The following is a 15,461-nucleotide window of genomic DNA, read 5'->3' on the forward strand; positions in this document are numbered from 1 at the left end:
ATGCGCGGTCACCCGGGGGAGTCGGCTTGCTGCCGGGGTGACACGCAAGCGGACGTGTCCGGAATCCTTTTTCATTCTACCGCCTCCGGAGGCCTGAGGTGGCAATGAACGCGCCTGTGATGCCCGCTAGCTTGATTTGCCCCCGGGCCAGCATCCCCCCTCCGGAAAGGGGGCTTATCGCGTCTGTGGCTTTCTGATCGCCCCCGGCGCCCAACCGCAGCGGCTGGACGCCTCTATCCGTAGGTGTCCCTTGGGCCTCTGCTTCCGGTCACCCGCAATCCACCTGAAGGTCGGGGCGCGTTCTGCGGCGCCCTGACCTTGACTTTCGTCACCGTGCCGTCGCCCAGTTCCTCATTGAGCCTGCGTACGAGGGTGCGGGCGAGCAGCCGCACCTGCGTGGCCCAGGCGGTCGAGTCGGCCGCGATCAGCACCTCACCGTCCTCGAAGGACTCGGGCTTGGTGTGCGCGGCCAGGTCAGGACCCACGATGTCGGCCCAGCGGCCGAACACGCCGCCGACCGCCGCCGACCGCTCCCAGCCGCGAGCGGCCAGCAGATCCGCGATCGCCCGTCCGAAAAGTTGTGGATCACCGCTGTCCCTGCGCGGCCCCTTCCGCCTCGGCTCACGCCGGGGGAGCTGGCCGCGCTTGGCCGCGTCCGCCTTGGCCTGGGCGAGCTTCTCCCTGGCCATGGCCACGCCCTTGGCCGTGGGGTTTTCCTCATCGGACACGGGTCACGCTCCCCTCCGCGACGTCGAATCTGGCTCCGGTCAGCTCATGTGGCACGTCATCCGGTACGGCGGCCGTGATGAGCACCTGCTCGGCGGGCGCGACGATCTCGGCCAGCCGCCGCCTGCGCTGGCTGTCGAGCTCGGCGAACACATCGTCGAGTATCAGCACGGGATCGCCGCCGTCGGCCCGCAACAGGTCGTAGGCGGCCAGCCGCAGTGCCAGCGCGAACGACCAGGACTCGCCGTGGCTGGCGTAGCCCCGGGCCGGCAGGTCGCCCAGGCCGAGGATCAGGTCGTCGCGGTGTGGGCCGACGAGGGTGACGCCGCGTTCCAGCTCCGACTGGCGGACCTCTATTAGCCGCTCCCGCAGCCGTTCTTCAAGGGTTTTCCCCAAGTCTGTGGATAACGTCTGTGTATCGAAAGATCCGCGCTCACCGGCGATTTCACCCTCCGGACCCCCCTCATCGGCATCCCCACCTGTGGACAACGTGCTCCGGTACGCGAGCGTCGCCGGGGCGCTCGCCGGGGCCAGTGCCGCGTACGCGCCCGCCACCAGCGGCCGCAGTGCCTCGATGAGCTCCAGCCGCGCCCGCAGCAGCTCGGCGCCGTGCTTGGCGAGGTGGGCGTCCCACACCTCCAGCGTGCTCAGCACGTCGCCCGCTCCCGCGGCGGCGAACGCGGTGTCGCTCTCCTTGCGCCGGGCGCTCCTGCTGCCCCTGCGGGCCTGCGCGGCCGTACGCAGCAGGGCTCCGCGTTGCTTCAGCACCCGGTCGTAGTCGGCGCGGACACCGGCGAACCTGGGGGCCCTGGCCACCAGCAGGTCGTCGAGGAAGCGGCGGCGCTCGGAGGGGTCTCCCTTGGACAGTGCCAGGTCCTCCGGCGCGAACAGCACCGTGCGCAACAGCCCGACGACGTCGCGAGCCCTGGACACAGGGGAGCGGTTGAGCCGCGCGCGGTTGGCCCGGCCCGGGTTGATCTCCAGCTCGATGAGCGCCCGCCGGTTGTCCCTGTGGACGGCGCAGCGAATGATCGCCCGCTCGGCACCCCTGCGCACCAGGGGCGCGTCGCTCGCCACCCGGTGGCTGGAGTGCGTCGCGACATAGCCAAGGGCCTCGACCAAGTTGGTCTTGCCCTGGCCGTTGGGCCCCACGAAGGCTGTGGCGCCCGGCTCCAGGCCGAGCTCCACGGAGGCGTAGGACCGGAAGTCGGTCAGCGACAGGTGGGCGACGTGCACCCCAAGAAGGTTAGTGCGCCCCGCCCATCACCGGGGTCACGGCACGCTTGCTATCGGTCGGTCTCGCGGGGCGGCGTCACGTCCGCGCCCGGTGCGTCGGCGCCTTTGCCCGTGCTGCCCTCGGTCGAGGTGATGGCGTGGCCGCCGAACTGGTTGCGCAGCGCCGCGACCACCTTCATCGAGGGAGAGTCGTCCTGGCGCGAGGCGAACCTGGCGTAGAGCGCGGCGGTGATGACCGGCAGCGGGACCGCGTGGTCCACAGCCGCCTGCACCGTCCACCGGCCCTCGCCGGAGTCCTGTGCATAACCGCGCAACTGGTCGAGGTGCTCGTCGTCGTCCAGTGCCCGCACCAGCAGGTCGAGCAGCCACGAGCGGATCACGGTGCCGGTGCGCCAGCTCTTGAAGGAGCCCTTGACGTCCTTGACGACGTCGGAGGCCTCCAGCAGCTCCCAGCCCTCCGCGAAGGCCTGCATCATGCCGTATTCGATGCCGTTGTGGACCATCTTCGCGAAGTGCCCGGCACCGACCTCACCGGCGTGGACGAAGCCGTCCTCACCCTGGGGCTTGAGCGTCTCGAAGATCGGCATCAGCCGGTCGACGTTGGCCTGGTCGCCGCCGCACATGAGCGCGTAGCCGTTCGTCAGTCCCCAGACGCCGCCGCTGACGCCGCAGTCGACGAAGCCGATGCCCTTCTCGGCCAGCTCGGCGGCGTGCTTCTGGTCGTCCGCATAGTGGGAGTTTCCGCCGTCGACGACGATGTCGCCCTCATCGAGCGCCTCGCCGAGGTCGTCGATCGTGGACTGGGTGGGTTTGCCCGCGGGGACCATGACCCAGACCACGCGCGGCGCCTGCAGGCGCTCGACCAGGTCTTTCAGGCTGGTCACGTCGCTGATCGACGGATCGCGGTCATAGCCGACGACCTCGTGACCGCCGCGGCGCAGCCGTTCGGCCATATTGCCGCCCATCTTGCCCAGTCCGACCATGCCGATCTGCATGTTGTCCTACCCCCTCGTCAGGCTTCCATCATCCCCGATGACAGGTTCAGCCTGACAGGCGGATGGGCATGATCAGATATCGGTAGTCGGTGGCGGCGCCGTCCTCCACAGGCTTGCCACCGGTGAGGATAGCGGGCTTCGTCGATGTGGTCATCTGGAGCCTGGCCACGTCCGAGTCGATGGCGCCCAAGCCCTCCAGCAGAAACTGGTGGTTGAAGGCGATGTTCATCTCCTCGCCCTCGTAGTCCACAGGCAGGGCCTCGACAGCCTGCGCCTCGTCGCCGCTGCCCGCCTCGAGCACGACCTCCCCGCTCTTGAACGCCAGCCGTACCGGCGTGTTGCGCTCCGCGACCAGGGCCACACGCTTGACCGCCTCCACGAACGGGCCTGTGGACAAGTCGGCGCGCGCGGAGAACTCGGTGGGCAGCAGCGACCGGTATTTGGGGAACTCAGGGTCGAGCAGCCGCGTGGTGGTCCGCCGGCCCGCGCTGGAGAAACCGATCATGCCTTCGCCGGTACCGCCCGCGGAGCTGAGCGCGATCTCGACCTCCGCGCCGGTGCTGCCGAGGGCCTTGGCCGTGTCGGCGAGCGTCTTGCCGGGGATCATCGCGATGGCCGCGAAGTCGGGCTGACCCGGCTGCCACTTCAGCTCGCGTACGGCCAGCCGGTAGCGGTCGGTCGCGGCGAGGGTCACGGTGTCGCCCTCGATCTCCATGCGCACACCCGTGAGCATCGGCAGCGTGTCGTCCCGGCCGGCGGCGACGGCGACCTGGCCGACGGCGGAGGCGAACACGTCACTGCCGACCCGGCCCGCGGCCGGCGGCATGGCCGGGAGCGACGGGTAGTCCTCCACCGGCATGGTCAGCAAAGTGAATCGAGCGCTGCCGCAGGTGACGACCGCCTTGGCGCCGTCCACCACGAAGTCCACAGGCTGTGCGGGAAGGGCGCGGGTGATCTCGGCGAGCAGCTTGCCCGAGACCAGCACGACTCCCGGCTCCCCGGTGTGGAGTTCGAGCGTCACCTCAGCGGAGACCTCGTAGTCGAATCCGGACAGCTTCAATCGCTGCTCGTCGGTGACCTCCAGGCGCATGCCGGCGAGAACGGGCACCGACGGGCGCGCCGGGAGGCTGCGTGCCGTCCATGCCACCGCCTCAGCGAGGACGTCTCGCTCGATTCGGAACATCACGGTGATCAGCCTCCTGCTTCGTCGTTGATTCAAGGATCTCAAGGATCCACCCTCCCGCGCTCGCGCTCCGGGAGAAGCCCAACTATGGGTCTTTGAGTTCTTAGTTAGAGATAGAAGAGGTCATCACACTAGGGGCTGTGGGAACTGTGGACAACCAGCGTTGTGGCTGGTCAGCGGCACTTTATTCATCCACTGCGGTTGTGGGTGGAGCCTGGGGGAAACTTCCGCGCCTGGGGACGGCGAAATTTTGCCCACAGCTCTTCCCCAGATCATGGTCCGTTCATCCACGGGGGAAGCGGGGTTATCCACGAGGTTTCCACAGCTTATCCACGGGGTAATCGGGGGCCTTCTGGAGTCCCAGATCGGCTGTTCACAGGCCGTCCACAAGTTATCCACGAGTCGTCCCCAGATCTGGGGGAGATGTCCCCACCGTTGTCCCCAGCCCCTGTGGGCGGATTTTTCACGCCATCGTCGGGCGTACGGCCGCGTCCTTTCGGCGTTTTCGCTGCTCCACAGTGTTTTCCACAGGCTGTGCATGACTATCAAGATCCACGCTGTGTCTGCTTGATCCGCATTGTCAGCTCGTTGACCTGGTTGTACATCGACCGGCGCTCGGCGATGAGCGACCGGATCTTGCGCTCGGCGTGCATCACAGTGGTGTGGTCGCGGCCGCCGAACTGCTGACCGATCTTCGGCAGCGACAACTCGGTCAGCTCGCGCGCCAGGTACATCGCGATCTGCCGGGCGGTCACGAGCGCGCGGCTGCGCGAGGTGCCGCACAGGTCGTCGATGCTGATGCCGAAGTAGTCGGCGGTCTCGGCCATGATCGCCGCGATGGTGATCTCGGTGTCGGACTCCGAGGTGATCAGATCCTTCAGCACCACCTCGGCGAGCTGCAGGTCCACGCCCTGCCTGTTGAGGCTGGCGAACGCGGTCACCCTGATCAGCGCGCCCTCGAGCTCGCGGATGTTGGTGGAGATCCGGCTGGCGATGTACTCCAGCACCTCGGGCGGCGCGGCCAGGCCCTCCTGGATCGCCTTCTTCCTGAGGATGGCGATCCGGGTCTCCAGCTCGGGCGGCTGGACGTCGGTGATCAGGCCCCACTCGAACCGGTTGCGCAGCCGGTCCTCCAGCGTGATCAGCTGCTTGGGGGCGCGGTCGCTGGAGATGACGATCTGCTTGTTGGCGTTGTGCAGCGTGTTGAAGGTGTGGAAGAACTCCTCCTGCGTCTGCTCCTTGCCCTCCAGGAACTGGATGTCGTCCACGAGCAGGATGTCGATCGCCCGGTAGCGGCCGCGGAACCCGTCGGCCTTGTGGTCGCGGATGCTGTTGATGAAGTCGTTGGTGAACTCCTCGGAGCTCACGTATCTGACCCGTGCGCCGTCGTACAGGCTTTGGGCGTAATGCCCGATCGCGTGGAGCAGGTGCGTCTTCCCCAGGCCCGAGTCGCCATAAATGAAGAGCGGGTTGTACGCCTTCGCCGGCGATTCGGCGACGGCCACCGCCGCCGCGTGGGCGAACCTATTGCTGGCTCCGATGACGAATGTCTCGAATGTGTACTTTTGGTTGAGCCGGGCGGGTTCGCTGGGCTTATTGCTCTTGGCCTCCCACCGGTTCGGCGCCGGTTCCGGGGCTTTCTCCACAGGCGGTTGTGCCTGTTCAAAAGCGAACCCAGGCTGTGGATAGTCGGTGGATATCTGCGTCGGCTCCGGCTGTGGAGAATAGAACTGCGGGGGCTCAGAAGCCGGGTTGTGCTGGGGTTGCGCGGCCTGTGAATAACGCAGCTGACTCTCCACACCTTGGGGATAACTGTGAGTCACAGGCTGTTGATGGGGGTCGCCCGAAGACTGCTCCGGCGCCGTCGTGTCGATCATCACGGCCAGCCGCATGGTCCGGCCCAGCTCTTGGGACAGCGCGTGCGCCACGAGCGGGCGCAGCTTGCCCTCGATGAGGTCCTTGAGGAAGTCGTTGGGGACGCCGAGCACGATCGTGTCGTTGGCCAGAGCGATCGGCCGCACCATGGACAGCCAGGTGCGCTGCTGGATCGGCACGTTTTCGTTGAGGAAGTTGCGCAGGGCCCTCCCCCATACCGTGCCGAGGTCGACACCGTTCACAGTGTGATTCCCCTCCTCCCTCTCGCGGCCCCCCGCGATCGTTTATCCACATGGCGCGGGCCGCCCGGTCATTCGGCGGCCCTTCGTCCACAGCGTGGCGGCCGGGTTTCGTACCCAGCCCCTCCACAGGATCTCCACAGGATCTCCACAGCTGTGCACAGGGTTTCTGCGGGTCCGGAAGGGCCGACAGTAGCCCTGTGCACAGCTGTGTTCAAGACGTTGTCCACAGCGTAGTGGCACCCGGGTGCACATACTGTGGACGCCGCCGGGCGGTGGAAAACCGGGCTGTGGATCCGTGGATAACCGTTCCGGTTTGACCTGGGGCGGCCTTCGCCCGTAACGTACGACGGTCGGCTTGTCACGCGACGGCTATTTCGCGTGCCCTCGCATTCCTGACAGGCCATCCATGTGTGTTAAGCGTCCCTGGGGCGCACCATCAAGCCTGGAGCCCACCCGTGAGCAAGCGTACTTTCCAGCCGAACAACCGTCGCCGCGCGAAGACCCACGGCTTCCGGCTGCGGATGCGCACCCGGGCCGGTCGCGCCATCCTCGCCGCTCGCCGCCGCAAGGGCCGCGAGAAGCTGTCGGCCTGACCGTTCCGCGTCCGCCTGACGAGAGATCCGTCACATGGACTGCCGCCCGGGCCTTGATCGGGCACGACAGTAGGAAGGCAGTCCCACGAGCAGGTTTCTCGTCCGACCAGCTGGCCCGCCGGTGATTCTCGCCGGCGGGCGATAGGCGTATACGGTGCTGTCCCGGCAATCCCGCATGCGGCGCGGGGAGGATTTCGAGGCGGCGGTCCGGCGCGGCAAGCGCGCGGGTCGCCCGACTCTGGTGGTACATCTCGGCACGTCCGGGGAAGAGTCACCTCTGGTGGGTTTCGTGGTGAGCAAGGCCGTCGGCGGCGCCGTTACCCGAAACAAGGTGAAGCGACGGCTCCGACACCTGATGCGGGACCGTCTGCACCGGCTGCCGCGAGGTAGCCTGCTTGTGGTACGCGCCAATCCACCGGCCGCGTCCGCGCGATTCGAGCAACTGGCCGCCGAGCTCGATTCCGCGCTGGATCGTTTGCTCAGGCGGCGCGAGTCCTCGACGGGTGGACAGAGATGACGGAGCAGGCGCAAGAGGCGCCGAGCGAGGCGCCGAGCCTCGCCGCACGGGTGCTGATCATCCCGATCCGGTTCTATCGGGCGTTCATCAGCCCGATGCTCGGTCCGCGCTGCCGGTTCTACCCGTCATGCAGTGCATACGGACTCGAGGCGATTGCCGTGCACGGAGCGGTGCGCGGCATTTGGCTGACTGTCCGGCGCATCGGGCGGTGCCATCCATTCCATCCCGGAGGTATTGACCCGGTGCCCCCACGCCCGGTCCGGTCTCACGAAACGCAAGGGAGATAGCTCGGTGGAGCTGTCCTGGCTGAGCTGGCTGTATGAAGCCGTAGCCCAAGTCATCATCTGGATCCATACTGGTTACAGCACGGTCCTCAACCCGGACAGCGGGCTGACCTGGTCGTTGACGATCATCACGCTGACCGTGTTCATGCGGGTCCTGATCTTCCCGCTCTTCCTGAAGCAGATGCGCTCGTCGCGGAAGATGCAGGAACTCGCCCCCAAGGTGCAGGAGATCCGCAAGCGCTACAAGAACGACAAGCAGCGCATGAACCAAGAGGTCATGGCGCTCTACCAGGGCGCCGGTGCCAACCCGCTCGGCGGCTGCCTGCCCATCGTCGCGCAGTTCCCCATCTTCATCTCCATGTTCACCGTGCTGCAGGCGATGGCCAACGGCCGCCCGGTGTACGGCATGAGCCAGGAACTGGTGGACAGCGCACGGTCGGCGCACATCTTCGGCGCGCCGTTGCCGGCCAACTTCTTCATGTCCTCGACGGACATCGCGGGCTTCGATGCGGGCGTCGTACAGACCAAGGTTGTCCTGGGGATCTTCGTCGCGATCAGCTCGCTGACGACGTTCCTCACCGTCCGGCAGAGCGTCACCCGCTCCATGGCGCAGATGCCGGACAACCCCATGGCGCAGCAGCAGAAGATCCTGATGTACATCTCTCCGCTGTTCGCCTTCTTCAGCCTGAACTTCCCGCTCGGTCTGATCATGTACTGGGTCACCACCAACGTCTGGACGCTTGGCCAGCAGCACTGGTTCTACAGCCGGCACCCGATGCCCGAGTTCGACGCCAAGGGCAACGTGGTCCCCGTCCCGCCGAAGCAGGGGCTGATCGCCAAGCTGCGCAAGACCCCGCCGCCGGAAGAGCAGGCGCCTCCGCCCCCGCCGGAGCCTAAGATCATCAGGCAGCAGCCGAGCCGCCAGCCCCGCAGCAAGCGCACCGGCAGCAAGAAGTCTTGAACACGAAGGAGAGGCCGGCCATGACCGAGGCCGAGGAGAAGAAGGCTCCTGATCTTGCCGCACTCGAGCAAGAGGGCGAGATCGCTGCCGACTACGTCGAGGGGCTTCTCGACATCGCCGACATCGACGGCGACATTGACATGGACGTCGAGGGCGACCGCGCCCTGGTCTCCGTGGTCGGGCTCAAGAGCTCGGAGCTGGTGGGACCCGGGGGGGAGGTCCTGGAGGCTCTGCAGGAGCTGACCCGCCTGGCCGTGCACCGGCAGACGGGGGAGCGCTCGCGGCTGATGCTCGACGTCGCCGGCTATCGCGAGCGGCGGCGTGCGGAGCTCACCAAGCTCGGCACCGAGGTCGCCGGGCAGGTCAGGGAGAGTGGCGAGCCGAAGGCGTTGCAGCCGATGACGCCCTTCGAGCGCAAGATCGTCCATGACGCGGTCGCGGACGCCGGGCTCCGCAGCGAGTCCGAGGGTGAGGAGCCCCACCGGTACGTGGTGGTCCTGCCTGCCTGAGTGTCATCCGATGCGGCCGTCTGCCCCGCCTTCGTGCGCGGTGGGCGGCCGTTTCCTTTTATCCTTGTACGTGGTGCGTACGGCTGATATCAGCCGGTATTTGCGCCTATATACCTATAAAGCACTGCCGGGTATTCCGGGGGCTCGACGCGGTGGCGGCGTGCTCGAGGGTCACCTTTGGGCCAGCCCGCTAGTCTTCCTTTGTGATCGCCCCTCTAGCCTTGGGTAGGGACCGACTTCGAACCTTGGGGCATGCCCCTGGCTCCAGCTTCGGGCCTATCCTCGCCCCTCCTCGTCAGTGCGTTCACTCCCGGCTACGACCTAGCACCAAGAAAGGGCCATCAACCAGTGAGCGATGAGCTTCCGGCGCCGCCGGACATAGCGCGGGACGTCTTCGCCGGGGAGGCTTGGGACCGCGCGAACGCGTTCGCCGAGCTGCTGGCGGGTCCTGGCGTGGTCCGCGGGTTGCTGGGCCCGCGGGAGGTGCCGCGGATCTGGGATCGCCACCTGCTCAACTGCGCGGTGGTCGCTGAGGTCGTTCGGCCGGATGTGCACCTGGTGGACATCGGGTCGGGCGCGGGGTTGCCCGGGCTCGTCCTGGCGATCGTCCGGCCGGATATCACGGTCACGCTGCTGGAGCCGCTGCTACGCCGTACCGTGTTCCTGGAGGAATGCGTCGATGCCCTGAAGCTCGGCAACGTCGAGGTGGTGCGGGGGCGGGCGGAGGAGCTGGTGGGCAAGCGCGTGTTCGACGTCGCGAGCGCACGGGCCGTGGCGCCGCTCGACCGGCTCCTGAAGTGGGCGATGCCGCTGCTCCGCGAGGGCGGCGAGCTGATCGCCATGAAGGGGGAGCGGGCCGCCGGTGAGCTGGCCGAGGCGGAGGAGCAATTGCGGGCCAGCGGGGCCCGAACGGCTGAGCTTGTGACCGTCGGGCGCGGTAAGGTCGAGCCGCCTGCAACATTGGTTCGGGTGGTAGCGGGTCGCCCGCCGGAGCAAGCAAGGCGGCGACGAAGGAGGTGACGGTTATGCCAGTCGCGTCATGCGGTCTTGGATGGCCGGGCAACCGTTCTTCGGAGAGTGCAACCGGGGTTGGCTGGCCCGAAATGGGCGTGTCGCGACAGCAAATTCCCGGCACCGGCATACCACTGGTTGAAAGGATGGCGATCGTGACCCAGACCCCCCTGAACCCCGGTGATTCGCCGTTGGTACGAGAGGCGCTCAGCTCAGTGGTTTCACGTGAAACATCCGCAACCCCGATGGCCGCTGCCCAGGCAGGCGAGACCCCAGGCGATGGCGACGGCACCTGGCCCCGCCCTCACAAGTGCCGCGTGATCGCGGTCGCCAACCAGAAGGGTGGCGTAGGCAAGACCACGACGTCGGTGAACATCGCCGCCGCCCTGTCCATGCATGGCCAGCGGGTCCTCGTGGTGGACCTGGACCCGCAGGGCAACGCCTCCACGGCACTGGCCACCGAGCATCGGGGTGACGTGCCGGACGTCTACCAGGTCCTGGTCGACGACCTGCCCATGGCGGACATCGTCAAGCAGGTCCCCGACATGCCGAACCTCTACTGCGCTCCGGCCACCATTGACCTGGCGGGAGCGGAGATCGAGCTGGTGTCCCTGGTCGCGCGTGAGGCCCGCCTCCGCCGGGCGCTGGGGGCCTACGACGCGATCGACCTGGACTACATCGTCATCGACTGCCCGCCATCGCTCGGCCTGCTGACGGTCAACGCGCTGGTGGCCGCGGACGAGGTCATGATCCCTATCCAGTGCGAGTACTACGCGCTGGAGGGCCTCGGTCAGCTCCTCAGGAACGTGGATCTCATCAAGGCTCACCTGAACCCGACTCTTCGGTTGTCGACCATCGTCCTGACGATGTACGACGGGCGTACCCGACTGGCGTCGCAGGTGGCGGACGAAGTGCGAGCCCACTTCGGTGACACGGTGCTCAACGCGGTCATCCCACGGAGCGTCCGCCTGTCGGAGGCACCCAGCTATGGGCAGTCGGTCATGACGTACGATCCGGGGTCGAGCGGTGCGATGGCGTACATGGACGCCGCCCGGGAGATCGCGCACCGCGCCACCGTAGCCTGACGATCACCTCAGGATCGTTTCCTCTCATCCCAATGTCGTTCGGAGGCGCGGGCCGTATGGTCCTGCCCCGGGTCCCTTCGGTTGCGCTTTATCGGGGGAGCAGCGTCTTCTACGCCGAACCGCGTCTGAGAGCACCGCGTGCGGGGACCGTTGTCGGTGAGGGCGCAAAGCCCGGTGCGCCTCGCCAGCGTCGGACTGCGCGTGCCCCAACTCCGGCTCCAGCTCCTGCCTCCGGCTCCCTGCGCGGGCCAAGGGTGGCGGTGGGCCCTGGGGACAGTCACTCGTTGGGCAGGTATGTGACCGTGTCGGTGCAAATCCAATAGGACGGAGTGTGGCGAGGGGGCGCTCCGTCGGGCGCGCACCGGTAACCTCTCCTGGAGTGACCGGAATCGGCCGGGTGGTGAGGAGACGCAGTGAGTCAGCAGCGGCGGGGATTGGGCAAGGGACTCGGGGCGCTCATCCCGACCGGACCTATCGTTGACAGCACGGGGTCGGCGCCGGCGTCGGGCAACGGATCGCCGGCGGAGACCGGCCCCAAGCCGATTGCCGGAGCGTACTTCAAGGAGGTCGCCCTCAAGGCGATCGTTCCCAACCCTCGCCAGCCACGTGAGATCTTCGACGAGGAGCGACTCGAGGAACTGGCCGCGTCCATCCGCGAAGTCGGTCTGCTACAGCCGATCGTGGTCCGGTCGGTTGGCGGTGGTCAGTATGAGCTGATCATGGGGGAGCGGCGCTGGCGTGCGTGCCAGCAGGCCGGTCTGGACCCGATTCCGGCCATTGTCCGCAACACACAGGACACTGATCTCCTGCGGGACGCTCTTATCGAGAACCTTCAGCGCGAGCAGCTGAACGCACTCGAAGAGGCGGCCGCGTACCAGCAACTCCTCGACGACTTTCAGGCGACGCACGAGCAGTTGGCGCAGAGGGTAGGGCGCTCTCGTTCTCACATCACCAACACCTTGCGCCTGCTGAACCTGCCGCCTGAAGTCCAGCGCACGGTGGCCGCCGGCGTCATCAGCGCCGGCCACGCCCGGGCTCTCCTTGGCCTCGACTCGGCCGAAGAGCAGATTCAGTTGGCCAAGCGAATCGTGGCAGAGCTGCTTTCGGTGCGGGCCGTGGAGGAGATCGTCTCCATGGGTAGCGCCAAGGCCGCCCAGAAGGCGCCTCGCGAGCGGCAGTCGGCCAAGCCCACGGCGCCCGGCCTGACCCATCTGGCCGACCGCCTCTCGGACCACTTCGAAACCAAGGTCAAGGTGGACCTGGGACGTCGGAAGGGCCGGATCGTCGTGGAGTTCGCGACGATCGATGACCTGGAGCGCATCATCGGCGCCATGGCGCCAGAGGCGGTCCGCGCTATGCGGGAGGGCTAACGCCCTATGGGTTAGGGGGAGCGCCGACTTTGTCTCACGGTTTCACGTGAAACAACGAGGGTCTTTTCCCGCGCTGCGCCCATCCAACGCGAAGTCGGCCGACCTATGTTGGAACCGGCTCGGTGGAGTTACTCGCTGGGCCAGACGGACGTACCCTGCTTCAGTCGACGCTCCGGCCCGCTGGCTTGGCGGCTATTCGGCTGGGTCGATGTTTCACGTGAAACGCGCCGGTGTTGGGTGCGAGCAGGCTGCGATCAAAGCCTGTATCCACGCCTCCACCGTGCGCCTCTCTCCGCTTCACGCACTGCGCGCCAGCGCCACTGGCCACTTGGCAAGCGGTGCGCGCCCGCCACGCGCCGCGCGCCCGCCACGCGCCGCGCGCCCGCCACGCGCCGCGCGCCCGCCACGCGCCGCGCGCCCGCCACGCGCCGCGCGCCGACGTCCGCCCTCGCACGCGTCTCGCCCGGCGCCCATACGCTCCCGCCCGGGCATTCCACCGGGCGATCAAGCCTGCGCCATGCGCCATGCGCCATGCGTCGGCGTCCACCCTCGCATGCGTCTTGCCCCGCGCCCATACCTCCCGCCTGCGCACTCCACCGCGCGATCAAGTCTGCGCCCGCGCCACGCTCGAGGCGCCACGCTCCACGCGTCCGTTCCACGCGTCCGCTCCACGCTCCACGCTTCACGCGTCCGCTCCACGCTCCACGTTTCACGCGTCCGCTCCACGCTTCACGCGTCCGCTCCACGCTCCACGCTCCACGCTTCATGTGTCCGCTCCACGCGTCCGCTTCGTGCGTCCGCTCCACGCGTCCGCTTCGTGCGTCCGCTCCACGCGTCCGCTTCGTGCGTCCGCTTCGTGCGTCCGCTTCGTGCGTCCGCGCCGCGCGCCACGCGCCCACGTCACGAGGCATGCGCCGCGCGTCGGCATCCGCCCTCGCTCGCGTCTTGCCCACGCCCCAGCCGCACGCGCCTACGCGTTTCGCCGCGCGCTCAAGCGTGCGCCGCCGCCTGCGTCACGCGCGACGCGCCCCATGCCACGCGCCGTCCGCCCTCGCTCGCGTCTTGCCCGCGCCCATACGCGCGCGGCTGCGCGTTCCGCCGCGTGGTCAAGCGTGCGCCGCCGCCTGCGCCAGGTGTCGCTCGCGCCCACGCCCACGGCCATGCCATGCGGCCGCGCGTCCGGCTCCCCGCGTCTGGCCCTCGGGCCATGCGCTTGCGGCTGCGCGTTCCGCCGCGTGGTCAAGCGTGCGCCGCCGCCCACGCCAGGCGTCGCGCGCCCACGCCCCATGCCATGCGCCCCACACCCACGCCACGCGCCGCGCGTCCCCCTCTCCGCGTCTGGCCCCGGCCATACGCCCCGCGCCTGCGCGTTCCGCCGTGCGCTCAGCCTGCGCCCATGCCAGGCATGCGTTTGGGTGGTGCGATGTGAATGTCTCGCTTGTGCCGCGCCGTGCCGCCGCTGCGGCGCATGCCCGCGCCATGCCTGCGCCACCCATGCCCGTGCCTGACTCGGCGCCGCGTCAGTGCCCACCCCACCCCCGCCCGTCCTGACCCTGCGCCGCGGGTGCGCCATGCCGGCGGCCCGCGCTTGAGCGGGCACTCGTGCGTGCCGTGTGCTCGTGCTCGCGGCGTGCGGCCGGGACGGCGGCATCTTCGGGCGCTCGCTGTTTCACGTGAAACAGAGGAGAGGTCGGCGGGGAGCCTGGGAAGGGCAGGGGAGTGCGGCGTGGGTGCGATGGGGATTAGGGAGACCGCCGTGGGAGTACGACGTGTTTCACGTGAAACGGAGGTCCGAGGAAACGTGTGGTCTACAGAGAGGCGGCGGCCTTGCGGATGTCGTCCAGGAAGTCGTCTACGTGTTCAGGCGCCGTGTCGAAGGCGGTCATCCAGCGGACGACTCCCGTCGCTTCGTCCCAAGGATGGAAGAGATAGCGGCGGCGGAGAGTCGTCCTGATGGCGGGTGGGAGGGTGGCGAAGACGGCATTGGACTGGACCGGCTGAGCCAGGGACAGCCCGGGGATGTCCGCGATGCCGTCAGCCAAACGCATGGCCATCTGATTGGCGTGTGCGGCGTTCCGGCGCCACAAGTCGTCCGTCAGGAGGGCGGAAAGTTGTGCTGAGATGAAGCGCATCTTCGAGGCCAGCTGAAGCGATTGCCGTCGCAGGAAGGGGACGGCGTCGGTCAGTGATGGATCGAGGACCACGACGGCCTCCGCGGCGAGGGCGCCGTTCTTGGTGCCGCCGAAGCTGAACACATCCACCCCAGCGTCGGTCGTGATGGTTTTCAAGTCGCAGCCGAAGTAGGCCGCGGCATTGGCGAGCCTGGCGCCGTCCACATGAAGCCGTAGGCCTACCGCGTGCGTGGCCTCGGCGAGGTCGGCGATCTCTTCGGGGGAGTAGCACGTGCCGAGTTCTGTGGCTTGAGAGATGGAGACGACCGCTGGCTGTGATTCGTGGGGGTTGCCGATCCCGGACAGCCGGGATCTGATGTCGGCGGGTTGAAGCTTGCCGTGCTCGGTGGGGACCGTCATCAGCTTCACGCCGAGCAGGCGCTCTGCCGCCCCGGCTTCATGGGTGGCGATGTGGGCGCTGTTGGGACAGATGATCGCGTCGTAGCGGCCGAGCATGAGCGCCAACCCGACCATGTTGGCGCCTGCTCCGTTGAGAACCGCAAAGCCTTCCGCGCCTGGGCCGAACGACTCTTTGATCCTTTCCTCGAAATCCGAGGTCCATTGGTCGTCTCCGTAGGCGGGTGCGTCGCCGTGGTTCGCCGCAGCCATGGCTTCGAGGATGTCGGGGTGCACGCCTGCGTGGTTGTCGCTGGCGAAACTCTTTGGGTACGTCGAATCGATCAGCACATCGTAAGGCTACGAC

General features: G+C 67.7%; 14 protein-coding genes. 8 read left to right on the top strand and 6 right to left on the bottom strand.

The window, feature by feature from the left end:
• Positions 1-233: 233 nt before the first annotated feature.
• The 5 genes from ACTWQA_RS32050 to dnaA all read right to left on the bottom strand — a co-directional run bounded on the left by ACTWQA_RS32050 (position 234) and on the right by dnaA (position 6,218).
• Positions 234-728: a DUF721 domain-containing protein gene (locus ACTWQA_RS32050; protein ID WP_327587087.1), complete on the bottom strand. Its 495-nt coding sequence runs from the start codon at positions 726-728 to the stop codon at positions 234-236.
• Positions 718-1,962, bottom strand: coding sequence for a DNA replication/repair protein RecF (gene recF / locus ACTWQA_RS32055; protein ID WP_443162751.1), 1,245 nt, complete (start codon positions 1,960-1,962; stop codon positions 718-720). The genes ACTWQA_RS32050 and recF overlap by 11 nt, the downstream gene beginning before the upstream one ends.
• Before the next feature lie 50 nt (positions 1,963-2,012).
• A complete protein-coding gene (gene gnd, locus ACTWQA_RS32060; RefSeq protein WP_443162752.1) occupies positions 2,013-2,957 on the bottom strand; it encodes a phosphogluconate dehydrogenase (NAD(+)-dependent, decarboxylating) in 945 nt (314 codons plus the stop codon).
• A 46-nt stretch (positions 2,958-3,003) separates the two neighbouring features.
• Positions 3,004-4,143, bottom strand: a complete 1,140-nt coding sequence (dnaN, locus tag ACTWQA_RS32065; RefSeq protein ID WP_305917583.1) for a DNA polymerase III subunit beta — start codon at positions 4,141-4,143, stop codon at positions 3,004-3,006.
• A 542-nt stretch (positions 4,144-4,685) separates the two neighbouring features.
• Positions 4,686-6,218, bottom strand: a complete 1,533-nt coding sequence (gene dnaA / locus ACTWQA_RS32070; RefSeq protein WP_443162792.1) for a chromosomal replication initiator protein DnaA — start codon at positions 6,216-6,218, stop codon at positions 4,686-4,688.
• A gap of 494 nt (positions 6,219-6,712) precedes the next feature.
• Here dnaA and rpmH point away from each other — a divergent pair, with 494 nt between their 5' ends.
• The 8 genes from rpmH to ACTWQA_RS32110 all read left to right on the top strand — a co-directional run bounded on the left by rpmH (position 6,713) and on the right by ACTWQA_RS32110 (position 12,587).
• On the top strand, positions 6,713-6,850 hold the full coding sequence (gene rpmH / locus ACTWQA_RS32075) for a 50S ribosomal protein L34 (RefSeq protein ID WP_043614899.1): 138 nt from the start codon (positions 6,713-6,715) through the stop codon (positions 6,848-6,850).
• Positions 6,851-7,004: 154 nt separating this feature from the next.
• Positions 7,005-7,367 carry a ribonuclease P protein component gene (gene rnpA, locus ACTWQA_RS32080; RefSeq protein ID WP_305917581.1) on the top strand — a complete coding sequence of 121 codons (363 nt, stop codon included), beginning with the start codon at positions 7,005-7,007 and terminating at the stop codon, positions 7,365-7,367.
• Complete coding sequence (gene yidD, locus ACTWQA_RS32085; protein ID WP_327587092.1) at positions 7,364-7,654, top strand: membrane protein insertion efficiency factor YidD; 291 nt, start codon at positions 7,364-7,366, stop codon at positions 7,652-7,654. Before rnpA ends, yidD begins: the two co-directional genes overlap by 4 nt.
• 4 nt (positions 7,655-7,658) lie before the next feature.
• Positions 7,659-8,612 (top strand): membrane protein insertase YidC, encoded by a 954-nt coding sequence (gene yidC, locus ACTWQA_RS32090; RefSeq protein WP_443162753.1) that lies wholly within the window; start codon positions 7,659-7,661, stop codon positions 8,610-8,612.
• A 20-nt stretch (positions 8,613-8,632) separates the two neighbouring features.
• Entirely contained in the window at positions 8,633-9,121 is a 489-nt protein-coding gene (locus ACTWQA_RS32095) for a Jag family protein (RefSeq protein WP_305917578.1), read from the top strand.
• 348 nt (positions 9,122-9,469) lie between these two features.
• A complete protein-coding gene (gene rsmG / locus ACTWQA_RS32100) occupies positions 9,470-10,141 on the top strand; it encodes a 16S rRNA (guanine(527)-N(7))-methyltransferase RsmG (RefSeq protein WP_443162754.1) in 672 nt (223 codons plus the stop codon).
• Between the two features lie 236 nt (positions 10,142-10,377).
• Positions 10,378-11,217 carry a ParA family protein gene (locus ACTWQA_RS32105; RefSeq protein WP_327587095.1) on the top strand — a complete coding sequence of 280 codons (840 nt, stop codon included), beginning with the start codon at positions 10,378-10,380 and terminating at the stop codon, positions 11,215-11,217.
• Between the two features lie 413 nt (positions 11,218-11,630).
• On the top strand, positions 11,631-12,587 hold the full coding sequence (locus tag ACTWQA_RS32110; RefSeq protein ID WP_443162755.1) for a ParB/RepB/Spo0J family partition protein: 957 nt from the start codon (positions 11,631-11,633) through the stop codon (positions 12,585-12,587).
• A 1,808-nt stretch (positions 12,588-14,395) separates the two neighbouring features.
• Here ACTWQA_RS32110 and ACTWQA_RS32115 read toward each other — a convergent pair.
• Positions 14,396-15,445: a threonine aldolase family protein gene (locus ACTWQA_RS32115; protein ID WP_443162756.1), complete on the bottom strand. Its 1,050-nt coding sequence runs from the start codon at positions 15,443-15,445 to the stop codon at positions 14,396-14,398.
• Positions 15,446-15,461: the final 16 nt, after the last annotated feature.

The organism is Nonomuraea sp. 10N515B, assembly GCF_052245915.1.
In the GTDB taxonomy this organism is placed as follows: domain Bacteria; phylum Actinomycetota; class Actinomycetes; order Streptosporangiales; family Streptosporangiaceae; genus Nonomuraea.

What these genes read in the sequence shown, in the direction of transcription:
- yidD (WP_327587092.1), top strand. Translation starts at nt 7,364, where the DNA reads ATGACGGAGCAGGCGCAAGAGGCGCCGAGCGAGGCGCCGAGCCTCGCC.
- ACTWQA_RS32095 (WP_305917578.1), top strand. Translation starts at nt 8,633, where the DNA reads ATGACCGAGGCCGAGGAGAAGAAGGCTCCTGATCTTGCCGCACTCGAG.
- gnd (WP_443162752.1), bottom strand. Translation starts at nt 2,957, where the DNA reads ATGCAGATCGGCATGGTCGGACTGGGCAAGATGGGCGGCAATATGGCC.
- ACTWQA_RS32105 (WP_327587095.1), top strand. Translation starts at nt 10,378, where the DNA reads ATGGCCGCTGCCCAGGCAGGCGAGACCCCAGGCGATGGCGACGGCACC.